Origin of the sequence: Halorussus sp. AFM4, from assembly GCF_051194995.1 — an archaeon.
Classification (GTDB): domain Archaea; phylum Halobacteriota; class Halobacteria; order Halobacteriales; family Haladaptataceae; genus Halorussus.
This window is the reverse complement of sequence record NZ_JBNTJT010000001.1, coordinates 292,908-312,020: the sequence shown is the minus strand read 5'-3', so window position 1 is coordinate 312,020 and position 19,113 is coordinate 292,908. Positions and strand designations below refer to the sequence as shown.

Sequence of the window (19,113 nt, the reverse complement as noted above, 5' to 3'; positions counted from 1 at the left end):
CCAGTCGCCGCCGAGTAGCCGCCATGGCTATCGTGACAACCGGTGACATTGAGGGCGGCGGACGAACGGCGGCTCGCAGACGGGGCGGGTGGCCACGATGAGCTACGACCGCTCGGTGTCGGCGCCGACCCGCGACCTCGCACCCGAGACCGTCTGGAGCGTCCGGATGCCCGCGATCCGGTTCGGCCGGAACGCGACCGACGAGCTCGCCTTCCAGCTCCGGGACCTCGGCGTCGGCGGCGGCGCTCGCGGGCTGGTCGTGACCGACGCGAACCTCGTCGACCTCGGCCACGCCGGCCGGGTCGCCGACCACCTCGCGGACGCCGGGTTCGCGGTCGACGTCTACGACGAGTCCGAGCGCGAGCCCTCCGTCGAAGCGGCCGAGGACTGCATCGCGTTCGTGCGCGACGAGACCGGCGGGGACGGCTACGACTTCTACGTCGGCCTCGGGGGCGGGAGCTGCATGGACACCGCGAAGGTGACCCGGGCGGTCGTCGCCAACGGCGGGAGTCCGCTCGACTACGTCGCCGAACCCACCGGCGCGGGCCGGCCCCTCGAAGAGTCCGGACCCCCGCTGGTGCTGATGCCGACCACCGCGGGCACCGGCGCCGAGATCTCGCCGGTCGCCATCCTCTCGGTCCCCGAGAAGGAGATCAAGGAGGGCATCTCCAGCGACCACGTCCGGGCCGACGCGGCGGTGCTCGACCCGACGCTGACGACGACGCTTCCGCCGGACCTGACCGCCGAGACCGCGATGGACGCGCTGGGCCACGCGATGGAGGGGTACACCACCCACGAGTACGACTCGCTGCTCCGGGCCGCCGACCCGGCCGAACGCCCGGTGTACGCCGGCCGGACGCCGCTGACCGAGATGTTCTCGGAGAAGGCCATCGACCTGCTCTCGTCGAACGTCCGGCGGGCGGTCCACAACGGCGACGACCTCGACGCCCGCGAGAACATGCTCCAGGGCGCGCTGTTCGGCGCCATCGCCGGGCTCACGGCGGGCGCGAGCCTCTGCCACGCGATGGCGTACCCGGTCGGCAACCGCTACCACACGGACCACGGCGAGACCATCGCGGTGCTCACGCCGGCCAGCACCATCGACTACAACTCCGCGAGCGACCCCGCCCGGTTCGCCGACCTCGCCGACCTGTTCGGCGTCGACACGACCGGGAAGTCGGACCGCGAGGCCGTCGACGCCCTCAAGGAAGAGTACGTTCAGCTCCAGCGAGACCTCAACGTCCTGCCGAGCGGCCTCGACGAACTGGCGGGCGTCACCGAGGACGACGTCGACTGGCTCGCGACCCAGACCGTCGAGACCCAGAAGCGCCTCCTGCGGACCAACCCCCGGCCGGTGACCGAGGAGGACGTCCGGGACGTCTTCGTCGACGCGCTCCACAACTGGGAGGAGTGAGCGCGGTACGCCGGGACACCGTTTCACCGCGTGTCCGCCTCACCGAAGGTGCTCTATCAGTTCGATTCGAACGCCGCTCGGGGCGGTGAGGAACGCGATCTTCAGGTCGCCGAACGTCGTCGGCTCCATGACGAACCCGACGCCGGCGGCCGTCAATCGCTCGTGGGCCGCCCCGACGTCCGCGACGACGTAGCCGAAGTGGAGGAAGCCGGTCGGGACGGAGTCGACCAGTCCGGCCGCCTCGTAGGGCGCCTCGTCGAAGAGGTACACCAGTTTGTCCGCGACGTCCAGCGCGACGTGGTCGACGGCCGTCGCACCCTGGCCGTCGCCGGCGTCGCCGCGTTCGACCACCTCGGCGTCGAAGTGGTCCCGGTAGAACGCCTCGCTCGCGTCGAGGTCGTCGGTCTTCACCGCGACGTGGAAGAACGATTCCGGCTCCATATCCGTGGGAGTCGATGTCGAGCGATAAAACGTTCTCGTCGTTCGGACTGCGGCTCGACCGGGAATCCCGAGCGACTCGGACGTGCTGACTGAAACGCGCCCTTCACTCTACGGAAGAGGTTTACCACGACCGGTGGAACGACGGGTCATGACCCTCCGCCGACGCGACACCCTCGCGCTGACCGGCGCCCTGCTCGCCGGGCTCGCGGGCTGTACCGGCACCGACGACCAGGGGACGACCCGAACTGACACCGCCGCCCCCAACGCCGACACCTCGACGCGGGACGACTCGCCGAACGACGGGACCACGACGACGGAGTCCCCCGGCTTCGATGACCTCGACGCCCCGCCGTTCCCGCAGGTCGACTTCGTCACCGACCCCGACCTCGCCGCCGACAAGCTGGCCGAGCAGCTCCGGGGCAACGTCGGGTTCGCGCTCGACCTGCTGGGCGTCCTGCGCGAGCAACGGGCCGCCCCTAACCTGTTCGTCTCGCCGTACAGCGTCTCGGTCGCGATGGCGATGACCTACGCCGGCGCCCGGGGCGAGACCCGCACCGAGCTGGCCGACGCGCTCCGCTACGAGCTCGACGGCGGGGACCTCCACGCCGCGTTCGGGGCGCTGGCGGCCGAGTTCGAGCGCCGCAACGCCGACGGGAAGACCGCCAGCGGGCGGGTGATGACCGAGCGCGAGGCGGACGCCGGCCCGGCCTTCGAGCTCACCACGGCCAACTCGGCGTGGGGGCAGGAGGACTACCCCTTCAGCCGGGCGTACCTCGACCTGCTCGACGCCTACTACCGGGCGGGCCTGCAGCTCGCGGACTTCTCGGGCGACCCCGAGGCCGCCCGACAGCGCATCAACGAGTGGGTCGCCGAGCGGACGAACGACCGCATCGAGGACCTGCTGCCGAAGGGCTCGATCGACGCCACCACGCGGCTCGTGCTGACGAACGCCGTCTACTTCTCGGCGCGCTGGCGGGTCCCCTTCTCCGAGGAGCAGACCGAGCCTCGGCAGTTCACCGCGCTCGACGGGACGACGGCCGAGGTGCCGACGATGCATCAGTCGGTCGAGACGAACTACGTCGCGGTCGGCGGCCACCGGCTCGTGGAGCTCCCCTACGCCAACCAGCAGACGAGCATGGTCGTCGTCCTCCCGGCGGAAGGGGAGTTCGAGGCGTTCGAGCGCGCGCTGACGGTCGACCGCCTCGCCGTCATGCTCGACCGGGCCGAGGAAGCGCTGGTGGACCTCGCGCTCCCGAAGTTCGAGGTGCGGTCGGCGTTCAGTCTGGTCGAGGCGCTCGAGGAACTCGGCGTGGAGACGGCGTTCACCGGGCAGGCCGACTTCGGCGGCATGGTCGAGGGCGAGGGCGGTCCGTTCCTCGACGACATCGTCCACCAGAGCTTCGTGACCGTCGACGAGCGCGGCACCGAGGCCGCGGCCGCCACCGCGGCGATCGTCGCGGAGAGCGCCCCCGCCAGGCAGGCCGAGATGACGGTCGACCGGCCGTTCCTGTTCTACATCCGCGACAGACCGACCGAAACGCCGCTGTTCGTCGGACGCGTGACGAGCCTCGGAGAATCCTGACCGCCGTTCGCGGCTTACGGCGCTCCCGCCCCTGACCCGGCGCATCGGCTTCGGCCGAGCAAGCAAACCCTAACGGAGCGAACCCGATGCGCCCGCCGTCTCCGGCGCTCGCTCCGCGGTCGTCTGTTCGGTTACCTCTCCTCGCCGAGTTCTACGGCCAGAGCCCCCGGCTCGACTTGGCCTCGCCGACGCGTTCGAGCGCCACGACGTAGGCGGCGTCGCGCCAGCCGATGTCGCGGGCCTCGACCTCGCGGCGCACGTCGTCCCACGCCGAGAGCATCTGGGACTCAAGCTCGTCGTTGACGCGCTCGAGCGACCACTGCCGTCGGTTGATGTCCTGGAGCCACTCGAAGTACGAGACCGTGACCCCGCCGGCGTTCGCCAGGATGTCCGGAATCACGGGGATACCGCGCTCTTCGAGCACGGTGTCGGCCGCGGAGGTGGTCGGGCCGTTCGCGCCCTCGACCACGATGTCTGCCTGGACGTCGTCGGCGTTGTCGGCGGTGATGACGTTCCCGACGGCGGCCGGCACGAGCACGTTCACGTCGAGCTCCAGCAGCTCCTCGTTCGTGAGCGTGTTCGGCGCGTCGTGGGCCATCACGGCCTCGGGCTCCTCCTCGTGGGAGGGCACCGCGTGGGTGTCGAGGCCCCCGATGTCGTAGGCCGCCCCGTTGACGTCGCTGACCGCGACGACGTCGGCGCCCCAGTCGTCGAGCAGTCGGGCGGCGTTCGCGCCGACGCTGCCGAACCCCTGAACCGCCACCGTGGACTCGTCGACGTCCTTGCCGTAGTACCGCATCGCCTCCCGGGCGATGATGGCGACCGACCGGCCGGGCGCCTCCTCGCGGCCCTCGCTGCCGCCGACGACCGGCGGCTTGCCCGTCACGACGCCGGGCGTCGTCTCGCCCACCTGCATCGAGTAGGCGTCCATGAACCAGGCCATCGTCTGGGCGTCGGTGCCCATGTCCGGCGCCGGGATGTCGCGCTTCGGCCCGATGGTGTCGCGGATCTCCTCGGCGAACCGTCGGGTGAGCCGCTCCTTCTCGCCGGTGCTGAGCTCCTTCGGGTTCACCACGACGCCGCCCTTGCCGCCGCCGAACGGAAGGTCCATCACGGCGCACTTCCAGGTCATCCACATCGACAGCCCCACGCACTCCTCGGCGGTCACCTCCGGGTGGAAGCGCAGGCCGCCCTTGTAGGGCCCGCGGACGTCGTCGTGCTGGACGCGGTAGCCCGTGAACACCTCGACGGTGCCGTCGTCGCGCTTCAGCGGCACCCCGACCTCGACGACCCGGGTCGGGTGCTTCAGGCGCTCGATGACGCCCTCGTCGACGTCGACGTGGGCGGCCGCCGCCGAGAGCTGTCGCAGGGCGGTCTCGAGCGCCGATTCGGTCTCCTCGTACTCCTCGGCCTCGCCGTCTCCGAGCGTGTTCGTGGCCATGTATCGAGCGAGTTACTCGTAGGGCATCCGTCGGTTCCGCATCGCGTTCCCGCACTCGGTGCAGGTCCCGGGGTGGCTGTCCGCCGTCGCGATGGCGCCGCACGCCATGCACTCGTACTCGCTGTCGGCGTCCGATTCGTACTCGACGTCTCTGTGGGTCATTCGGTAAAAATTGCTAAGGCGACCCGACGCAATGGGTGGTCGTGTTGAATAGTAAACCGTGCGGCGCACCGACGATGTTTACTATTCAACCTCGGCCGGTCGCGCCCGGCGCTCGAACAGCGAGGCGAACAGCTTCCGCTGGACCCGGCGGACGTGGTCGTAGAACGCGGTGTGGGAGACCTCGAGCATCGACGCCACGTCCCGGCCGGTCACGTCGCGGTCGGCGTCGAAGAAGCCGACGTGGTACGCCGTCTGGGCCACCTCGAGCTGGCGCTCGGTCAGGTCCTCGCGGAACCGGTCGGCCGGGCGGGCCGCGTCGGTCGGCCGGGTCCGCTCGCGCTGGGCGACCAGTTCGGCGTCGCCGTACGTGTTCGACACCACCTCGTCGACCGCCCGGGTGCCGACCGACCTGGGGGCGACCAGCCTCAGCGAGAGGCCGTCCGGCGTCGCCCGCAGCCGGTCGAGGGCCGCGCCGTGGTCGGCCAGCACCGTCGCGACGAACTCGCCGCGGAGCCGGAGCCCGACGAGGCCGCCGTCGTCGGACTCGCGGATCACCTCCGCGCCGGCGACGTCGACGAGACTCTCGGCAGTCGCGACGACGTCGTCGAGCCTGTCGCCCGCCTCGTCGAAGCCATCGTCCGCTGCCCCCGGCCCGTCGGCCTCGACGGTCGCGAAGACCAGGGTGGTGTCGTCGTCCCGGACCACGTCGCCCTCCACCGCCAGCGAGGCGCCCGTCTCGCGGGCGAGCCGGTGGAGGACCCCGCCCGAGTCCGCGCTCCGGTACTCGAGCTCGACGACCGCGTCGCTCTCGAGGGCCTCCTTGCGCTGGACCGCGTTGATGGCCGACGCGACGGTGTCGCCCAGCTCGCACAGCACCGACCGGACCATCTCGTCGAAGGCGTCCGGGCCGTCGGCGTAGACGCTCAGCGTCCCGAACAGCACGCCGTCGTACGTCAGCGGAATCGACAGCACCGACTGGAACTCCCGGGACACCGCCTCCCGGCGCCACGGGTCGGCCCGGAGCCGGTCGGCGACGTTCGAGACGAGCGCCGGCTCGCGGTCGTCGGCCGCCCGGACGCTCGGCTCCGGGGTCCCGGCGTCGGCGCCGGCCTCCAGCGCCACGGCGTCGAGGTAGCCCCGGTCGTCGCCCGCCCACGCCCGCGGCCGGAGCGTCCGACCCGGCCCGGTGGTCTCGCCGATCCAGGCGAACGCGAACCGGTCGTCGGCGGTGAGCCGCTCGCAGACCGCGGCCTCGATCCGGTCGCGGGACTCGGCGCTCACGAGCGCCTGGTCGATCTCGCGGATGAACTCGTTCACCCGGTTGAGCTTGGTCAGCCGGCTGTTGCGGGCCTGGAGCTCCCGGTCGCGCTCGCGGAGCTCGGTCTCGCGCTCGACCCGGTCGAACGCCGCCTCCGTCGTCGCCGCCAGCAGCTCCGCGACCTCCTCGCCGACCTCGTCGAAGCCGCTGCCGTCATCGGTCGCGACCGCGACGAGGACGCCGTGGTCGCCCAGCGGGACCGCGACGTACTCGCCGACCGCGGCCAGGAACCCGCGGTCCCCCGCGGTCTCCGCGCGGTCGTCGGAACGGCCTCCGGCGTCCGTCCCGGTCCGCGTCTCGCCGTCGATGAAGGCCCGGCCGACCGCGGTCTCGCGGTCGAGGCCCAGGTCCGGCGGCGTCCCGAGCCGCGCGGTCAGCTCGTCGGTCGCGGCCGCCGGGGAGAGGACGTTCCGCTCGCGGTCGAACCGGTAGACGGCCGCGGCGGCCGACGGGAGCACCGCGGCCGCGTCGGCCGCGACCCGGTCGGCGATCTCGGACCGGGTCTCGGCGTAGAGCAGGTCCCGGCTCGTCCGGTGGAGCTGGGTGAGCGCCCGCTCGCGCTGCTTGCGCTTGGTGACGTCCCGGCAGCTGAACAGGGTCGTGCCGCCCTGGATGGCGACCCGACGGACGTTGACCAGCAGGGTGTGCTCGCGGCCGTCCTTGTCGGTCGCGGTGCACTCGACGTTGGTCAGCACGCCCCGGTCGTCGAGCCGGTCGCGGTCGAACAGGTCCTCGCCGAGCAGCGCGTCGATGGTGCCGAACTCGCGGATCTCCTCGGCGCTGTAGCCGAAGATGAAGTGGACGTTCGGGCAGACGTAGGTGAACCGGCCCTCGTCGTCGGTCACGAGGACGGTGTCGGTCATGTTGTTGAGCGTGACCCGGTGGAGCTCCTCGGACGCCCGGAGCTCCTCCTCCAGCCGGACGCGCTCGGCGACCTCCCGGCCCTCGGCGACGAGGCGGACGACCTCGCCGGCGTCGTCGGTGACGGGCCGGACGGCGAACTCGAACCGGCGCTCGCCGTCGCCGTCCGGGAGCCCGGCCTCGAAGTCGGCGTACTCGCCCCGGCGGGCCCGCCGGACCGCCCGCTGGAGCGGCCTGGTCGCGTCGTCGGTCCACGGGAGGCCCCAGAACCGCTTGCCGAGGACCCGGTCCTCGTCGGCGCCGAGGCGGTCGAGCGCGGCCCGGTTGACCCGGACGACGGTCCCGTCGGCGTCGAGCACCGCGACGAACTGGTCCGGCGCGGCGAACAGCGCCTCGAACTGGTCGGCCCGCTCGCGCCGCCGGCGCTCCGCGGCGCGGCGCTCGACCGCCTCGCGGCACCGCCGCCGGAGGGCCGCGGGGTCGGCGTCGGCCGGGACGTAGTCGGCGGCGCCGGCGTCGAGTGCCTCGCTGGCGAGCGCCCCGTCGCCGTCGCTCGGCGCCAGCACGAACGTGGCGCCGACCCCGCGCGACCGGAGGGCCGACAGCAGGTCGGGCCCGGTCGCCTCGCCGACGCTGCGGGCGGCGACGACGCAGCCGACGTCGTCGGCCCCCGTCGCGATCGCTATCGCCCGGTCGGCCGTCCCGGCGGTCCGCACCGAGAACGCGACGGCGTCGGCGAACGCGGGTCCCACCCGCTCGCGCCATCGGTCCGGCCCCGCGAGGAGGACGTCGATCCGGTCGCTGGCGGTTCGCGGTGACCGAGTGGTGTCCATCGCAGCGGACGTAGCGGTCCCGAAAACAAGAGTCTTCGCTGTTACCGACCGGGGACCGCGCGCTGCGGCGCCCGCCGTCGGACCCCACCGCGTTCCCGGAGGGCCGAATCAGCGGTCCGCGTTCACTGCGAGGTCGTCGTTTCGCTCGGCGGTTCGGTTTCGTTGCCGCCCGTGGCCGTCCGGCTGTCGGCGGCGGTGGTCGCCTTCGCGGTGCCGAGACCCCCGACGTAGTCCATGACCGACCCCTCGTCGGGCGCGGGGAGCTTCTCGGCCTCCTCGCGCTGGCGCTCGGCGGGCAGGGTCACGTAGTTGTTCGCCTCGACGAAGCTCGCCTGCCCGAAGTCCGAGATGAGCATGAGCAGGAACGCCGCTTCCGTCTTCGAGGTGTCCTTCCACGTGTAGCAGTGGAGGTCGCGGTTGAGCGGGTACTCCTTCGCGCCGAGGTTCTGCCCGTACCGGTAGACGGTGTCGTCGATCTTCAGCGCCACCGCGGGCACCGATTCGGGTTCGACGAACGCCAGCGCCATGTACGCGATGGCGTTGTCGGACTTGGCGACCAGCGTCTGGACCTGCTGGTTCTGGCCCTTCCGGACGTCGACGCCCGGCATCGGGGCGTTCGGGTCGCCCAGGACGTTGAGCCGGAACGCGGTGTCGGTGCCCGACCCCTCGGCGCGGCCGACCGCCTGGATCTCCCTGTCGGGGCCGTTGTACGAGGGAACCTGGGACCAGTTACTGATTTCGCCGCGGTAGATCTTCTTCACCTGCTGGAGCGTGAGCTGTTTGACGCCCGCCTCGTAGATCTCCCTGCTGACGACGATGGGCTGGGCGTCGACCCCGACCACGTGGTCGACGAAGTTGCTCAACTCGTCCTCGCTGGCCTCGGGGAACTCCGCCGAGACCGGCGCGCTGGAGTCGCCGATGTCGAGCAGCCCCTTGCGGAGCTTCTCCAGGCCGGTCCCGGAGTGGCTCAGGCCGACCGTCACCTGGAACGGCGGCGAGTTGTTCTGGCCCTGGAAGCCGTAGATCCCGCCCCAGTAGTTGGCGAGGCGCTGGTCCGTGTCGATGTCGTACTGGCCCGGTCCCCAGTACTCCTCGTCGCTGGCGGGCGGGTTCGAGTTCCAGACCGCGCCCGCGGTGCTCGTAATCGGGTAGACGGTCGAGGAGCCCCCGATCTTCAGCGGGCCGCTGCCGCCCCCGTCCTGTCGTGCCACCGCGGTACCACTCACCGCGAGACTCCCGGCCGCCCCCACCGCCGCGAGGTACTTTCTCCGCGAGACCTCTCCCCCGTTCTCTGACGTGTCGAAGGTCATCGAGTGAAGAGAGAACGTTTCCCCTCAAGTCGCCTGCTATGAACGGCATATAGCGGAGTCACCGGTCTATAGCCCCCGCAACTCGGCCGTACCGATGTGTGGCGAACGGACCGAAAATACCCTGATTCCGTATCTGTCACTTCGGATTCAGTCCCTTCTCGGCTTCTCCGGGGGCGATTCTCGATTTCGTTCACCGGTCGTATCAGGATCGTGAATTCGTCTCCGGAATCAGTCCTGTCAGTAGAATGTAATACAGTCCCGGTGACGACCCGTCCGCTCCGCTGTCGTTCCGACCGCGCTATCCTCGGTCCAGCCCGCGCCTATTAGTCGCTCGCAACCCTTTCGACGGATATGCCAGAGACGCCCCACGTGGTCGCGGTCAGCGGCAGCCTCAGAGACGAGAGCGTCACCCGGGCGGCGCTGGAGCGCGCGCTCGACGGCGTCGCCGAGCGGGGCGGCGATCCCGAGCTGCTCGACCTGCGTGACTACGACCTGCCGGCGTTCGACCCGGACGTCGACGACGCCGCGGCGGGCGACGTGGCCCTGCTGACCCGCGAGCTCCGGGAGGCCGACGCGGTCATGCTCGGGACGCCGATGTACCACGGGTCGTACTCGTCCGTGCTGAAGACGGCGCTCGACTACTCGGGGTTCGACGAGTTCGAGCACACCACCGTCGGCCTGCTCGCGGTCTCGGGCGGGGCGTTCCCCATCACGGCGCTCGAACACCTCCGGTCGGTCTGCCGGGCGCTCGACGCCTGGGTGCTGCCCCACCAGGCCGCGGTCCCGCGCTCGCACTCGGCGATCCGGGACGGGGAGTTCACCGACGAGAAGATCGAGGAGCGCGTGCTGGAGCTCGGCCGGGAGGTCGTCGACTACGCCTTCATCGAGCCCACGCCGCCCACGCCGGAGAGCGAGGACAACATCGGTGCCGAGTAGGCCGGCGCCGTCCCGCTTTCGGGCTCGACCGCCGCGCGCTGTACCGTCTAGTTCCCGACCCCGGCCGGCTTCCCGACCGCGCCTGCCTCGACCGCAGGTCCCTTCCGGGCGGTCGCCCTGGGTACCGGTATGGCCGAGACCAACCGGAAGTACCTGCTGGCGAAGCGCCCCGAGGGCAAGCCCGACCGCGACACGTTCGACCTGGTCGAGGAGGACGTGCCCGAGCCCGGACCGGGCGAGGCGCTGGTCCGGACGCTCTACCTCTCGGTCGACCCCTACATGCGCGGCCGGATGGACGCCGGCGAGTCGTACGCCGAGCCGTGGGACGTGGGCGAACCGCTCCGCGCAGGGGTCGTCGGCGAGGTCGTCGAGTCCAACGGCGCCGGGTTCGAGCCGGGCGACGTGGTGACCGGCAATCTGGAGTGGGCCGACTACGCGACCGCGCCGGGCACCGAGCTCCGGCCGGTCGACCCCGACCTCGGTCCCGTCTCGACCGCGCTCGGGGTGCTCGGGATGCCGGGCCGGACCGCCTACTTCGGCACGCGGGAGGTCGCCGAACCGAAGGCCGGCGACACGTTCGTCGTGACGGGCGCGGCCGGCGCCGTCGGCTCCGTGGCGGGCCAGATCGCCAAGCTGTCGGGCGCCCGCGTGGTCGGCTTCGCCGGCTCCGACGAGAAGGTCGCGTTCCTCGAAGAGGATCTGGGCTTCGACGCCGGCATCAACTACGAGGAGACCGACGACTACCGCGCGGCGCTCGACGAGGCCGCGCCCGACGGCGTCGACAGCTACTTCGACAACGTCGGCGGCCCCATCACCGACGCGGTCTTCTCGAAGCTGAACGTCGACGCCCGCGTCGCGGTCTGCGGCCAGATCTCGCTGTACAACGCCGAGGAGCTGCCCACCGGACCGCGGAAGCTCGGCAAGCTCATCGAGACCCGCGCCCGGGTCGAGGGGTTCCTGGTCGGGGACTTCGCGCCGCGGTTCGAGGCGGCGACCCGGCGACTCGCCGAGTGGGTCGCGGCCGACGAGATCCGGTACCGCGAGACGGTCACCGAGGGGCTGGAGGACGCGCCCGACGCCTTCCTCGGCCTGTTCGAGGGCGAGAACATCGGCAAGCAGCTCGTGAAGGTCGGCGAGCGCGGGGAGTGATCCCGTCGGCGAGCGGAGTCCGTCCCTCGTCCGCCGAACGACCGCCGTCCCTCGTCCGCCGAACGACCGCCGTCCCTCGTCCGCCGAACGACCGCCGTCCCTCGTCCGCCGAACGACCGCCGTCCCTCGTCCGCCGAACGACCGCCGCTCCCCCGACCAGCGAGCGACGCTGCATAGCCTAGCGGCGCTCTCAGTGCGAAAACGATAGTAACTAATTTTTCGGTGGAGCCGACTAGTGGACGACGAGGAGGTGACCGACCGTGCCAGTGGTACCGCACTACCCATCGGACGAATCGGGAGACGACCGCGAGGCGCCCGACTTCGGCGAGATCGTCGACGACATCCTGGACCGCGGCGACCCGACGCCGTCGGTCCCGGTCGCCTAGCTGCGGGATCCGGCGAGTCGGTCGCCTCGACGCGAGGAACCCGGCGAGGCGGTGAGACGAGCGCTTCGCCCGGTTCTCGACCGGTGACGCGCTCGACGCCGCGGTCCGCGACCCGAATCGGCAACCCTTTTCTCCCTCGATTGAGCGCACAATCGACGTGCACAAGATAACCAACAGCGGCTGGGTCGAGGTCATCACCGGGTGCATGTTCTCCGGCAAGACCGAGGAACTGCTCCGACGGCTCCGCCGGGCCGAGATCGCGGGCCAGGACGTCGCGGCGTTCAAGCCCTCGCTGGACGACCGCTACGGCGAGGGCACCGTGGGGTCGCACAACGGCCGCCAGTGGGACGCGACCGTGGTCGACCCCGAGGACGGCGTCTGGGACATCCCCGAGGCGCTCAACGGCGAGGCGGTCGTCGCCGTCGACGAGGCCAACTTCTTCTCCGAGGAACTGGTCGAGGTCTGCGAGTTCCTCGCGGCCGACGACCGGCGAGTCATCGTCTCGGGGACCGACCAGACGTTCCGGGGCGAACCGTTCGAGCCCCTCCCCAGACTGGTCGCGCTGGCGGAGTACGTCGACAAGTACCAGGCCATCTGCGCGGAGTGCGGCGAGCCCGCGACCCGCAACCAGCGGTTCGTCGACGGTGAGCCCGCCCACGTCGACGACCCGACCATCGTCGTGGGCGCCGAGGAGTCCTACGAGGCGCGATGTCGGAACTGTCATACCCTCCGGACCGACTAGTTCGGACGTGAACCGACCGTGCTGAGTGAACCGACCCCGACCCGGACCGTGAGTCGAGTCGCGGCCCAGTACCACGCGGAGGGGCGAGCGTGACCCAGTGGGTCGAGAACCCGACCGGCGGGCGCGACCGCGGCCCCGTCGCCGTGGCCCGCGCGTGGGCCGAGGTGCTGGTCAACCCCCGGCGCTTCTTCGACCACGGCGTCGCGCCGGGCGACCAGGCCCCCGGACTCGTGTTCGCCGTTGCGGTCGTGGTCGTCGAGGAGGCGACCCGGTTCGCGCTGGTCCCCGGTGCGGCCCCGGTGTTCGGCGGCCGGCCCGCGCTCTCGGCGCTGTTCGCGCTCTCGCTGGCCGCGCTGTTCGTCGCGCCCGCGGTGCTCCACCTGATCGCCGCGCTCCAGACCGTGCTCCTGATGGCGGTCGTGCCGGACCGCGCGGGCACCAGCGAGACGGTGCAAGTCATCGCCTACGCCACGGCGCCCTGCGCGCTCGCCGGAATCCCGTCCCCGACGCTGCGGGCCGCCTGCGCCGTCTACGGCGCCGTGCTGTTCTTCGTGGGCCTCCGGACGGTCCACGACACCTCCGCCCTCCGGGCGCTGGTCGCGGGCGCGATCCCGGCGGTGCTGGTGTTCGGCTACGCCTTCCGCGGACTGGCGGCGCTCGACGAACTGGTCGCCGTCCGGGCGAGCGAGGTGTGCTTCCGGGTCGTGGAACTCGGCTGGCAGGTCTGCGTCGCGCTCGGCTGAGGCGCACGGCTTTCGGGCGAGTCGAACGGACGATCGCACCGACTGAACGCCGACCGACTAGCAATTACTTATAAATCGCCGGACGAATCCGGCGCCACTGACTCACCCCCGCGGCGAGTAGCTCCGACACATGACGACGAGGCCGCCCGACCCGCCTCCGCGCGGGTCCGACCGCGACGGCGACCGGACGGCGACCGCCCCGCTGGGCGACGACCGGCGACTCGCCTACGCCGAGTACGGCCGCCCCGACGGGACGCCGGTCGTCTTCCTCCACGGGACGCCGGGGTCCCGCTTGCTCGGCGGACTGCTCGACGAGCCCGCCGACGAGCGCGGGGTCCGAGTGCTCGCGCCCGACCGCCCCGGGTTCGGCCGGTCGACGCCCTGGCCGACCCGCTCGGTCCGCGACGCCGGCACTGTCGTCGAGGCCGTGCTCGACGACGCCGGGGTCGAGACCGCCGGCATCGTCGCCTTCTCGGGCGGCGGCCCGCGGGCCCTCGCGGCCGCGGCGACCCGACCGGACCGGGTCGACAGGGTCGACGTCGTCGCGGGGGCGACGCCGCCCGACGGCGACGCGGAGACCCCCGCGATGCAGCGACTCTTGGCGGGGCTGGCGACCCGGACGCCCGCAGTCCTCCGGGGGCTGTTCCGCGGGCAGGCGTGGCTCGCGGCGCGCCGCGACCCGTCGTTCGTCGTCTCGCAGTACGCGGCCGACGCCGAATCGGTCCCCGACCGCGTCGCCGAAGTCGTCAGGGCAGACTTCCTCGAGGCGTTCGCGCGTCACCGGAGCGGCGCCGTGACCGAGTTCCGCAACGCGGCCGCGGACTGGGGGTTCGACGTCGAGGACGTCGAGGCGGAGGTCCGCCTCTGGCACGGCGAGGACGACGCGAACGTCCCCGTCGAGGGCGCTCGCGACCTCGAAGCACGGGTTCCGACCGCCGACCTCCGCACGATCGAGGGCGCCGACCACCTCGGGACGCTGGTCCGGAGCGTCCCCGAGGTGCTGGAGGGACAGCGGTGACGCGCCTCTCCACTCCCGTGACCTGGCGGTGAGCGTTCGCACACTGCCTCGTCCAGTTCGGCGCACGGCGTTCCTCGGCCGCTCGGTCGAACCGACTCGCACGACTCGGTGCCACGACGTCGCCTCGGCCCGGTCCCGCCGCGTCGGGCCCGGTCCCGCCCGGGGACACCACGCCGATTGATATGCCGGGGCGGCCAACTCGCTCCCGAAGCGAGATGAAACGCGTCCGGTTCTCGATCCGATATCCCGACCGCCTCGCGCACCCGATCCACCGTCGGGTGGCGGGCGACGCGGCGGTCACGCGGGCCGAACTGCTGCTGTGGAGTCCGACCGCCGACGCGACCACGCTGCTGTGGTGCGACGGCGACCGCGCGGCGACGGAGTCGGTGGTCGCCGGCGTCGACTCCCTGGTCGCGAGCGACTTCGTCGCGGACGCCGACGGGACCTACGCGTTCCTGCGCCAGGACGACTACGAGTTCCCGGCGGCGCTGCTCGACACCGTCGCGGACGCGGCGGTCATCTTCCTCCCGCCGGTGGTGTTCCGCGAGGCGGGCGACGTCCGGTTCGAGGCGGTCGGCCCCTCGGCCGCGGTGAGCGCGCTCCACGACGACCTCTCGGAACTCGGCGAACCGACCGTCGAGCGGGTCCGGCCGTTCGAGCGCCGGGAGTCGCCGTCGCGGCTCACCGACCGCCAGCGGGCGGCGCTCGAGGCGGCGGTCGCGGTCGGCTACTACGAGGTGCCGCGGTCCGGGACCGTCGAGGACGTCGCGGCCGCGCTCGACTGCTCGTCCAGCACGGCCGGCGAACTGCTGCGCAAGGCGGAGGCGGCCGTGGTGACCGGCTACACCGAGACGCCCTGAGTTGCGTCGGCGGCCGGCGGAGAGCCCCGTCCGGTGCCCGACCACCGAGGTACAGGCGAGCCACGACCGTCACCGTTCTCGGCCTCCCGCACACCTATAAGGCGCCGCGCCACGAACCACCGTCGCATGCTAAATCTCATCCTCGACGACTTCATGGTCGAGCTCAAGGACGGCGCCATCCGGAACGTCGGCCCCTCGAACAAGTCCGGCACCGCGAAGCTGTTCGACGTCGAGTCGGCGGAAGCCCGGGAGTTCGGCGACAAGCGCGTGAAGATCGTCTGTCGGGACGACGACGGCAACGAGGTGCAGGTCGCGCTGTTCCCCGAGCAGGTCCGGGCCATCGCCGCCGACATCGAGGCGCTGGAGGACGACAGCCCGGTCTTCGAGTAGCGACTCGGTTCCGCTCGTTCCGGCTTCAGTTCGTGGTCGCCGGTCACTTTCAAGGGCCTCCGCGTTGCCACTCCACCGATGGCACCTGACGACGGGAGCGATGCCGCCGACCGCGCCGGGCACCGGAAGGGCGACCACTACAGCCACGGCGACGGCACCGACGAGATCGTCTTCGCGGTCGACGAGGGGCACGTGCTGGCGATTCGGGAGTACCGGAGCGTCGAGGACTTCGAGCGGGCGGTCGAGGACGCCGAGTACGTCGGCGTCCACGATGGCGTCGCGGACCTGCCGGGGGCCGAGGCGTTCGAGCCCGGCGGCCCAGACGAGTAGCCGGGCCAGTTTCGACAACAGTTTTAGGCCGGGGCTATTTTGCTCGCGTATAAGATGGGTTCGTGTATCATCTGCGGGACTCCTGCCGACGGCGCCATCTGCGAGAGCCACGAGCAGGACGTCCTCTTCGAGTTCACAGGTAACAATCCGAATCAGTTGACGTCCGGGCGGTACTACAAGGGAACGGTCGACGGCTTCGCCGACTTCGGCGTCTTCGTCAACATCGGCGACCGGGTGACCGGCCTGCTCCACAAGAGCGAGCTCGACCGGCGGCTCGACTCGCTCGACTGGGAGGAGGGCGACGAGGTGTTCGTCGAGGTCACCGGCGTCCGCGACAACGGCAACGTCGACCTCGGCTGGTCGATCCGCCAGTCCGAGCGGGAGTTCCGGGGCAAGCTGATCGACGATCCCGAGCGCGGTGCGGTCCTCCCCGAGGAGGCCGACGACGGCGACGAGTCCGACGAGAGTGACGACCAGCAGGCGACCACCGACGGCGCCGGGGCGGGGACGGTCGACACCGCCGACGAGTCGTCGTCCCAGTCGTCCGCCGAGCAGTCCTCGGAGTCGACGAGTGGCCGGCAGTCCGAGTCGGCGTCCGAGTCCGAATCCGAGGCCGCGTCGGAGTCGAGCGCCGACGCCGAACCGACCCGCGTCGAGATACAGAGCCTGAGCGACCGCGTGGGCGAGGAGGTCCGCATCGAGGGCGAGGTCGTCGGCGCGCGCCAGACCAGCGGCCCGACCGTCTTCGAGGTCCGCGACGAGACCGCGACGGTCGACTGCGCTGCGTTCGTCGAGGCCGGCGTCCGGGCCTACCCCGAGGTCGAGACGGGCGACCTGGTCCGGCTCGACGGCGAGGTCGAGCTCCGGCACAACGAGCTCCAGGTCGAGACCGAGGACCTGGAGAAGCTCACCGGCGAGGACCGCGAGACCGTCGAGCAGCGCCTCGAAGACGCGCTCCGCGCCGAGGCCCGGCCCGACGACGTCGAGCTGCTGGCCGACCACGAGTCGGTCGCCGCGGTCCACGACCGCATCCGGGACGCCGCCGAGGCCATCCGGCGCGCGGTCATGGAGTCCCGGCCGGTCATCGTCCGGCACAACGCCACCGCCGACGGCTACGTCGCCGGCGCGGCCATCGAGCGGGCGGTCCTGCCGCTGGTCCGCGACGAGCACGCCAAGAGCGACGCCGAGTACCACTTCTTCGACCGGCGGCCGCTCGAGGGCGGCGACTACGACATGGCCGACGCGACCAAGGACGTGACGACGATGCTCGACAACAAGGAGCGCCACGACGAGAAGCTCCCGCTGTTCGTCATCGTCTCGGCCGGCAGCACCGCCGAGTCCACCGACGGGCTCGAACTGCTCGACATCTACGACGCCCCGCGGGTCGTCGTCGACGCGACCTATCCCGACGAGGACGTGGCCGACCTCGCCGACGTGGCGGTCAACCCGTACCTCGAAGGCGCCGACGCGGCCGACCTGACCGCGGGCGTCCTCGGCGCGAACGTCGCGGCCCACGTCAACACCGACGCCCGCGGCGACGTCGCCCACCTCCCGGCCGTCAGCTACTGGGAGGACGCCCCCGAGGCGTACGTCGACCTCGCCACCGAGGCCGACTACGACGAGGACCACGTCACCGCGCTCCGCGAGGCGGTCGCGCTGGAGGCGTACTACCAGTCCTACGAGGACAAGCGCGAGCTCATCACCGACCTCCTCTTCGAGCACGAGAAGCGCGACCTCGCCGAGCACGTCGGCGAGCAGTTCCGCGAGAAGCTCCAGACCGAACTCGACACCGTCGAGCCCAACCTCTCGATCCGGGGCGAGAACGGCGTCTCGTTCACCGTCCTCGACACCGAGGCGTTCACCCACCGGTTCGACTTCCCGCCGACCGCGCTGCTGCTCGACGCCATCCACCGCCAGGAGCTCGGCGCGCAGGGCGCGCCGGGCGACGACCACGTCACCCTCGGCGTCGACGAGGACGAGATCCACATCCGGAGCGACGGCCGGGTCAACGCCCGCGACGTCGCCGCGGCCGCCGCCGAGGAGGCCCCGAAGGCGGGCATCTCCGCCAAGGGCACCCGCGACGGCGCCGTCGAGTTCCTCGCCGGCGAGCGCGACGCGGCGCTCGACGCCGTCGTCGCGGCGGTCAGCGAACAGCTGTAGACGGAGAACTGCAGTCGGTTCCTCTCTCGACGGTACGAGTATCCGGTAGCGACGCCGACACTAAAAGCCGCCCAGCAGCACGGCGCCCCAGAACAGGAGCAGGAACGCGGCGGCGAGCAGCCAGAACGCCTTCCAGGCGACGTGCATGTCGTCGAACGCCGACGCGTCCGGCTTGGTGACGTGGTCGTTGCTCATCGGGCGGACTTCGTGTCGGCACGCTAAATACTTTCTTCCGGACCGGGCGCTCCGTACTGCTGTCGCGGGCTCGGTAACCGCGGCTTTACGGAGTTACGCCGCCGCATCCGCCACTGCGGATTTGGGGGCCACAGTCGTACATGCGACCATGAGCGCGTTCGACGCGGCGATGCGGTACTACCCGTACGTGTTCCACCCCGTCACGGTGCTCGGCGTCGGGGTGCTGGTACTCGTCCACCACGAGTGGGCGCGCCAGGACGCCGACCGGTCGGCGCTCTGGCGGCGCGCCGGCGGCTTCCTCGGGGCGGGGCTCCTCTCGCTTGTCCCGACGCTCGCGTACGGTCTCGTCACGGGTCAGGGACTGCTCGCGGTCACGCACGGCAACAGGTGGCAGGTGGACGCGCTGGTCGCAGGCGGCATCTTCGTCGCCGCCGGAGTGACGTGGTGGCTGTGGACCCGCTACGACTGGGGCGGACTCGTCCCCGGCGCGATGCAGGCGCTGGTGCTCGCGACGGTCCCGTACGCCGCGCTCTCGCCGGTCTGGAACGTCTCGGGGCACGTCATCGTCTCGCTGACGCCGACGCTGTACCTGACGCTCGTGGACCGCAAGTTCTGGCCGACCCTGCTGGTTCCGACGGTGATGGTGTACAACCGGGTGTACCTCGACGAGCACACCGTGGCGCAGTCGGTGGGGGCGTTCGTCCTGACGACGGTCCTGGTCGTCGGGCTCTACTGGGTCCAGACGGGCGGGTCGCTGCGACCCGACCCGGACTCGACCACCACGTGACGACCCGACAAGCGACGTCTCGCGGACGGCCGACACACCGAGCCTGGCGCGACTG

19 protein-coding genes are annotated in these 19,113 nt (G+C 71.5%); 13 read left to right on the top strand and 6 right to left on the bottom strand.

From position 1 onward, the window contains the following. Nucleotides 1-97: 97 nt before the first annotated feature. Entirely contained in the window at nucleotides 98-1,414 is a 1,317-nt protein-coding gene (locus tag ACQUQF_RS01540; RefSeq protein WP_435175040.1) for a hydroxyacid-oxoacid transhydrogenase, read from the top strand. A gap of 39 nt (nucleotides 1,415-1,453) precedes the next feature. On the opposite strand, the gene ACQUQF_RS01535 is transcribed toward ACQUQF_RS01540, so the two are convergent. Further along, the gene (locus tag ACQUQF_RS01535; protein WP_435175038.1) at nucleotides 1,454-1,855 is read right to left on the bottom strand and encodes a VOC family protein; all 402 of its coding nucleotides are present in this window, start codon (nucleotides 1,853-1,855) and stop codon (nucleotides 1,454-1,456) included. 148 nt (nucleotides 1,856-2,003) lie between these two features. Here ACQUQF_RS01535 and ACQUQF_RS01530 point away from each other — a divergent pair, with 148 nt between their 5' ends. Then, nucleotides 2,004-3,437: a serpin family protein gene (locus ACQUQF_RS01530; protein ID WP_435175036.1), complete on the top strand. Its 1,434-nt coding sequence runs from the start codon at nucleotides 2,004-2,006 to the stop codon at nucleotides 3,435-3,437. A 151-nt stretch (nucleotides 3,438-3,588) separates the two neighbouring features. Here ACQUQF_RS01530 and gdhB read toward each other — a convergent pair whose 3' ends face one another. The 4 genes from gdhB to ACQUQF_RS01510 form a co-directional block, all read right to left on the bottom strand. Next, the gene (gdhB, locus tag ACQUQF_RS01525; protein WP_435175034.1) at nucleotides 3,589-4,878 is read right to left on the bottom strand and encodes a glutamate dehydrogenase GdhB; all 1,290 of its coding nucleotides are present in this window, start codon (nucleotides 4,876-4,878) and stop codon (nucleotides 3,589-3,591) included. Between the two features lie 12 nt (nucleotides 4,879-4,890). Beyond that, a complete protein-coding gene (locus ACQUQF_RS01520) occupies nucleotides 4,891-5,040 on the bottom strand; it encodes a rubrerythrin-like domain-containing protein (protein WP_435175032.1) in 150 nt (49 codons plus the stop codon). 81 nt (nucleotides 5,041-5,121) lie between these two features. Then, on the bottom strand, nucleotides 5,122-8,052 hold the full coding sequence (locus ACQUQF_RS01515) for a bacterio-opsin activator domain-containing protein (protein WP_435175030.1): 2,931 nt from the start codon (nucleotides 8,050-8,052) through the stop codon (nucleotides 5,122-5,124). Nucleotides 8,053-8,174: 122 nt separating this feature from the next. Further along, nucleotides 8,175-9,362, bottom strand: coding sequence for a PstS family phosphate ABC transporter substrate-binding protein (locus ACQUQF_RS01510; protein ID WP_435175028.1), 1,188 nt, complete (start codon nucleotides 9,360-9,362; stop codon nucleotides 8,175-8,177). 351 nt (nucleotides 9,363-9,713) lie between these two features. On the opposite strand from ACQUQF_RS01510, the gene ACQUQF_RS01505 reads away from it, so the two are divergent. The 10 genes from ACQUQF_RS01505 (at nucleotide 9,714) to ACQUQF_RS01460 (ending at nucleotide 18,076) form a co-directional block, all read left to right on the top strand. Continuing rightward, nucleotides 9,714-10,298 carry an NADPH-dependent FMN reductase gene (locus ACQUQF_RS01505; RefSeq protein WP_435175026.1) on the top strand — a complete coding sequence of 195 codons (585 nt, stop codon included), beginning with the start codon at nucleotides 9,714-9,716 and terminating at the stop codon, nucleotides 10,296-10,298. A gap of 129 nt (nucleotides 10,299-10,427) precedes the next feature. After that, entirely contained in the window at nucleotides 10,428-11,447 is a 1,020-nt protein-coding gene (locus ACQUQF_RS01500) for an NADP-dependent oxidoreductase (protein ID WP_435175024.1), read from the top strand. A 260-nt stretch (nucleotides 11,448-11,707) separates the two neighbouring features. Next, entirely contained in the window at nucleotides 11,708-11,833 is a 126-nt protein-coding gene (locus ACQUQF_RS01495; RefSeq protein WP_435175022.1) for a hypothetical protein, read from the top strand. 157 nt (nucleotides 11,834-11,990) lie between these two features. Next, a complete protein-coding gene (locus ACQUQF_RS01490) occupies nucleotides 11,991-12,575 on the top strand; it encodes a thymidine kinase (protein ID WP_435175020.1) in 585 nt (194 codons plus the stop codon). 89 nt (nucleotides 12,576-12,664) lie between these two features. Next, nucleotides 12,665-13,318 (top strand): YIP1 family protein, encoded by a 654-nt coding sequence (locus ACQUQF_RS01485; RefSeq protein ID WP_435175018.1) that lies wholly within the window; start codon nucleotides 12,665-12,667, stop codon nucleotides 13,316-13,318. 130 nt (nucleotides 13,319-13,448) lie between these two features. Beyond that, nucleotides 13,449-14,336 carry an alpha/beta fold hydrolase gene (locus tag ACQUQF_RS01480; RefSeq protein ID WP_435175016.1) on the top strand — a complete coding sequence of 296 codons (888 nt, stop codon included), beginning with the start codon at nucleotides 13,449-13,451 and terminating at the stop codon, nucleotides 14,334-14,336. A gap of 215 nt (nucleotides 14,337-14,551) precedes the next feature. Beyond that, on the top strand, nucleotides 14,552-15,196 hold the full coding sequence (locus tag ACQUQF_RS01475) for a helix-turn-helix domain-containing protein (RefSeq protein WP_435175014.1): 645 nt from the start codon (nucleotides 14,552-14,554) through the stop codon (nucleotides 15,194-15,196). 126 nt (nucleotides 15,197-15,322) lie between these two features. Continuing rightward, nucleotides 15,323-15,586 carry a hypothetical protein gene (locus ACQUQF_RS01470; RefSeq protein WP_435175012.1) on the top strand — a complete coding sequence of 88 codons (264 nt, stop codon included), beginning with the start codon at nucleotides 15,323-15,325 and terminating at the stop codon, nucleotides 15,584-15,586. A gap of 78 nt (nucleotides 15,587-15,664) precedes the next feature. Continuing rightward, a complete protein-coding gene (locus ACQUQF_RS01465; RefSeq protein ID WP_435175010.1) occupies nucleotides 15,665-15,916 on the top strand; it encodes a hypothetical protein in 252 nt (83 codons plus the stop codon). Nucleotides 15,917-15,970: 54 nt separating this feature from the next. Further along, nucleotides 15,971-18,076, top strand: a complete 2,106-nt coding sequence (locus tag ACQUQF_RS01460) for a DHH family phosphoesterase (RefSeq protein WP_435175008.1) — start codon at nucleotides 15,971-15,973, stop codon at nucleotides 18,074-18,076. 60 nt (nucleotides 18,077-18,136) lie between these two features. Here the strand turns inward: ACQUQF_RS01460 and ACQUQF_RS01455 are convergent, their stop codons facing one another. Further along, a complete protein-coding gene (locus ACQUQF_RS01455) occupies nucleotides 18,137-18,271 on the bottom strand; it encodes a hypothetical protein (protein ID WP_435175006.1) in 135 nt (44 codons plus the stop codon). Nucleotides 18,272-18,419: 148 nt separating this feature from the next. Between ACQUQF_RS01455 and ACQUQF_RS01450 the strand changes: the two genes are divergently transcribed. After that, nucleotides 18,420-19,058: a phosphoesterase gene (locus ACQUQF_RS01450; protein ID WP_435175004.1), complete on the top strand. Its 639-nt coding sequence runs from the start codon at nucleotides 18,420-18,422 to the stop codon at nucleotides 19,056-19,058. Nucleotides 19,059-19,113: the final 55 nt, after the last annotated feature.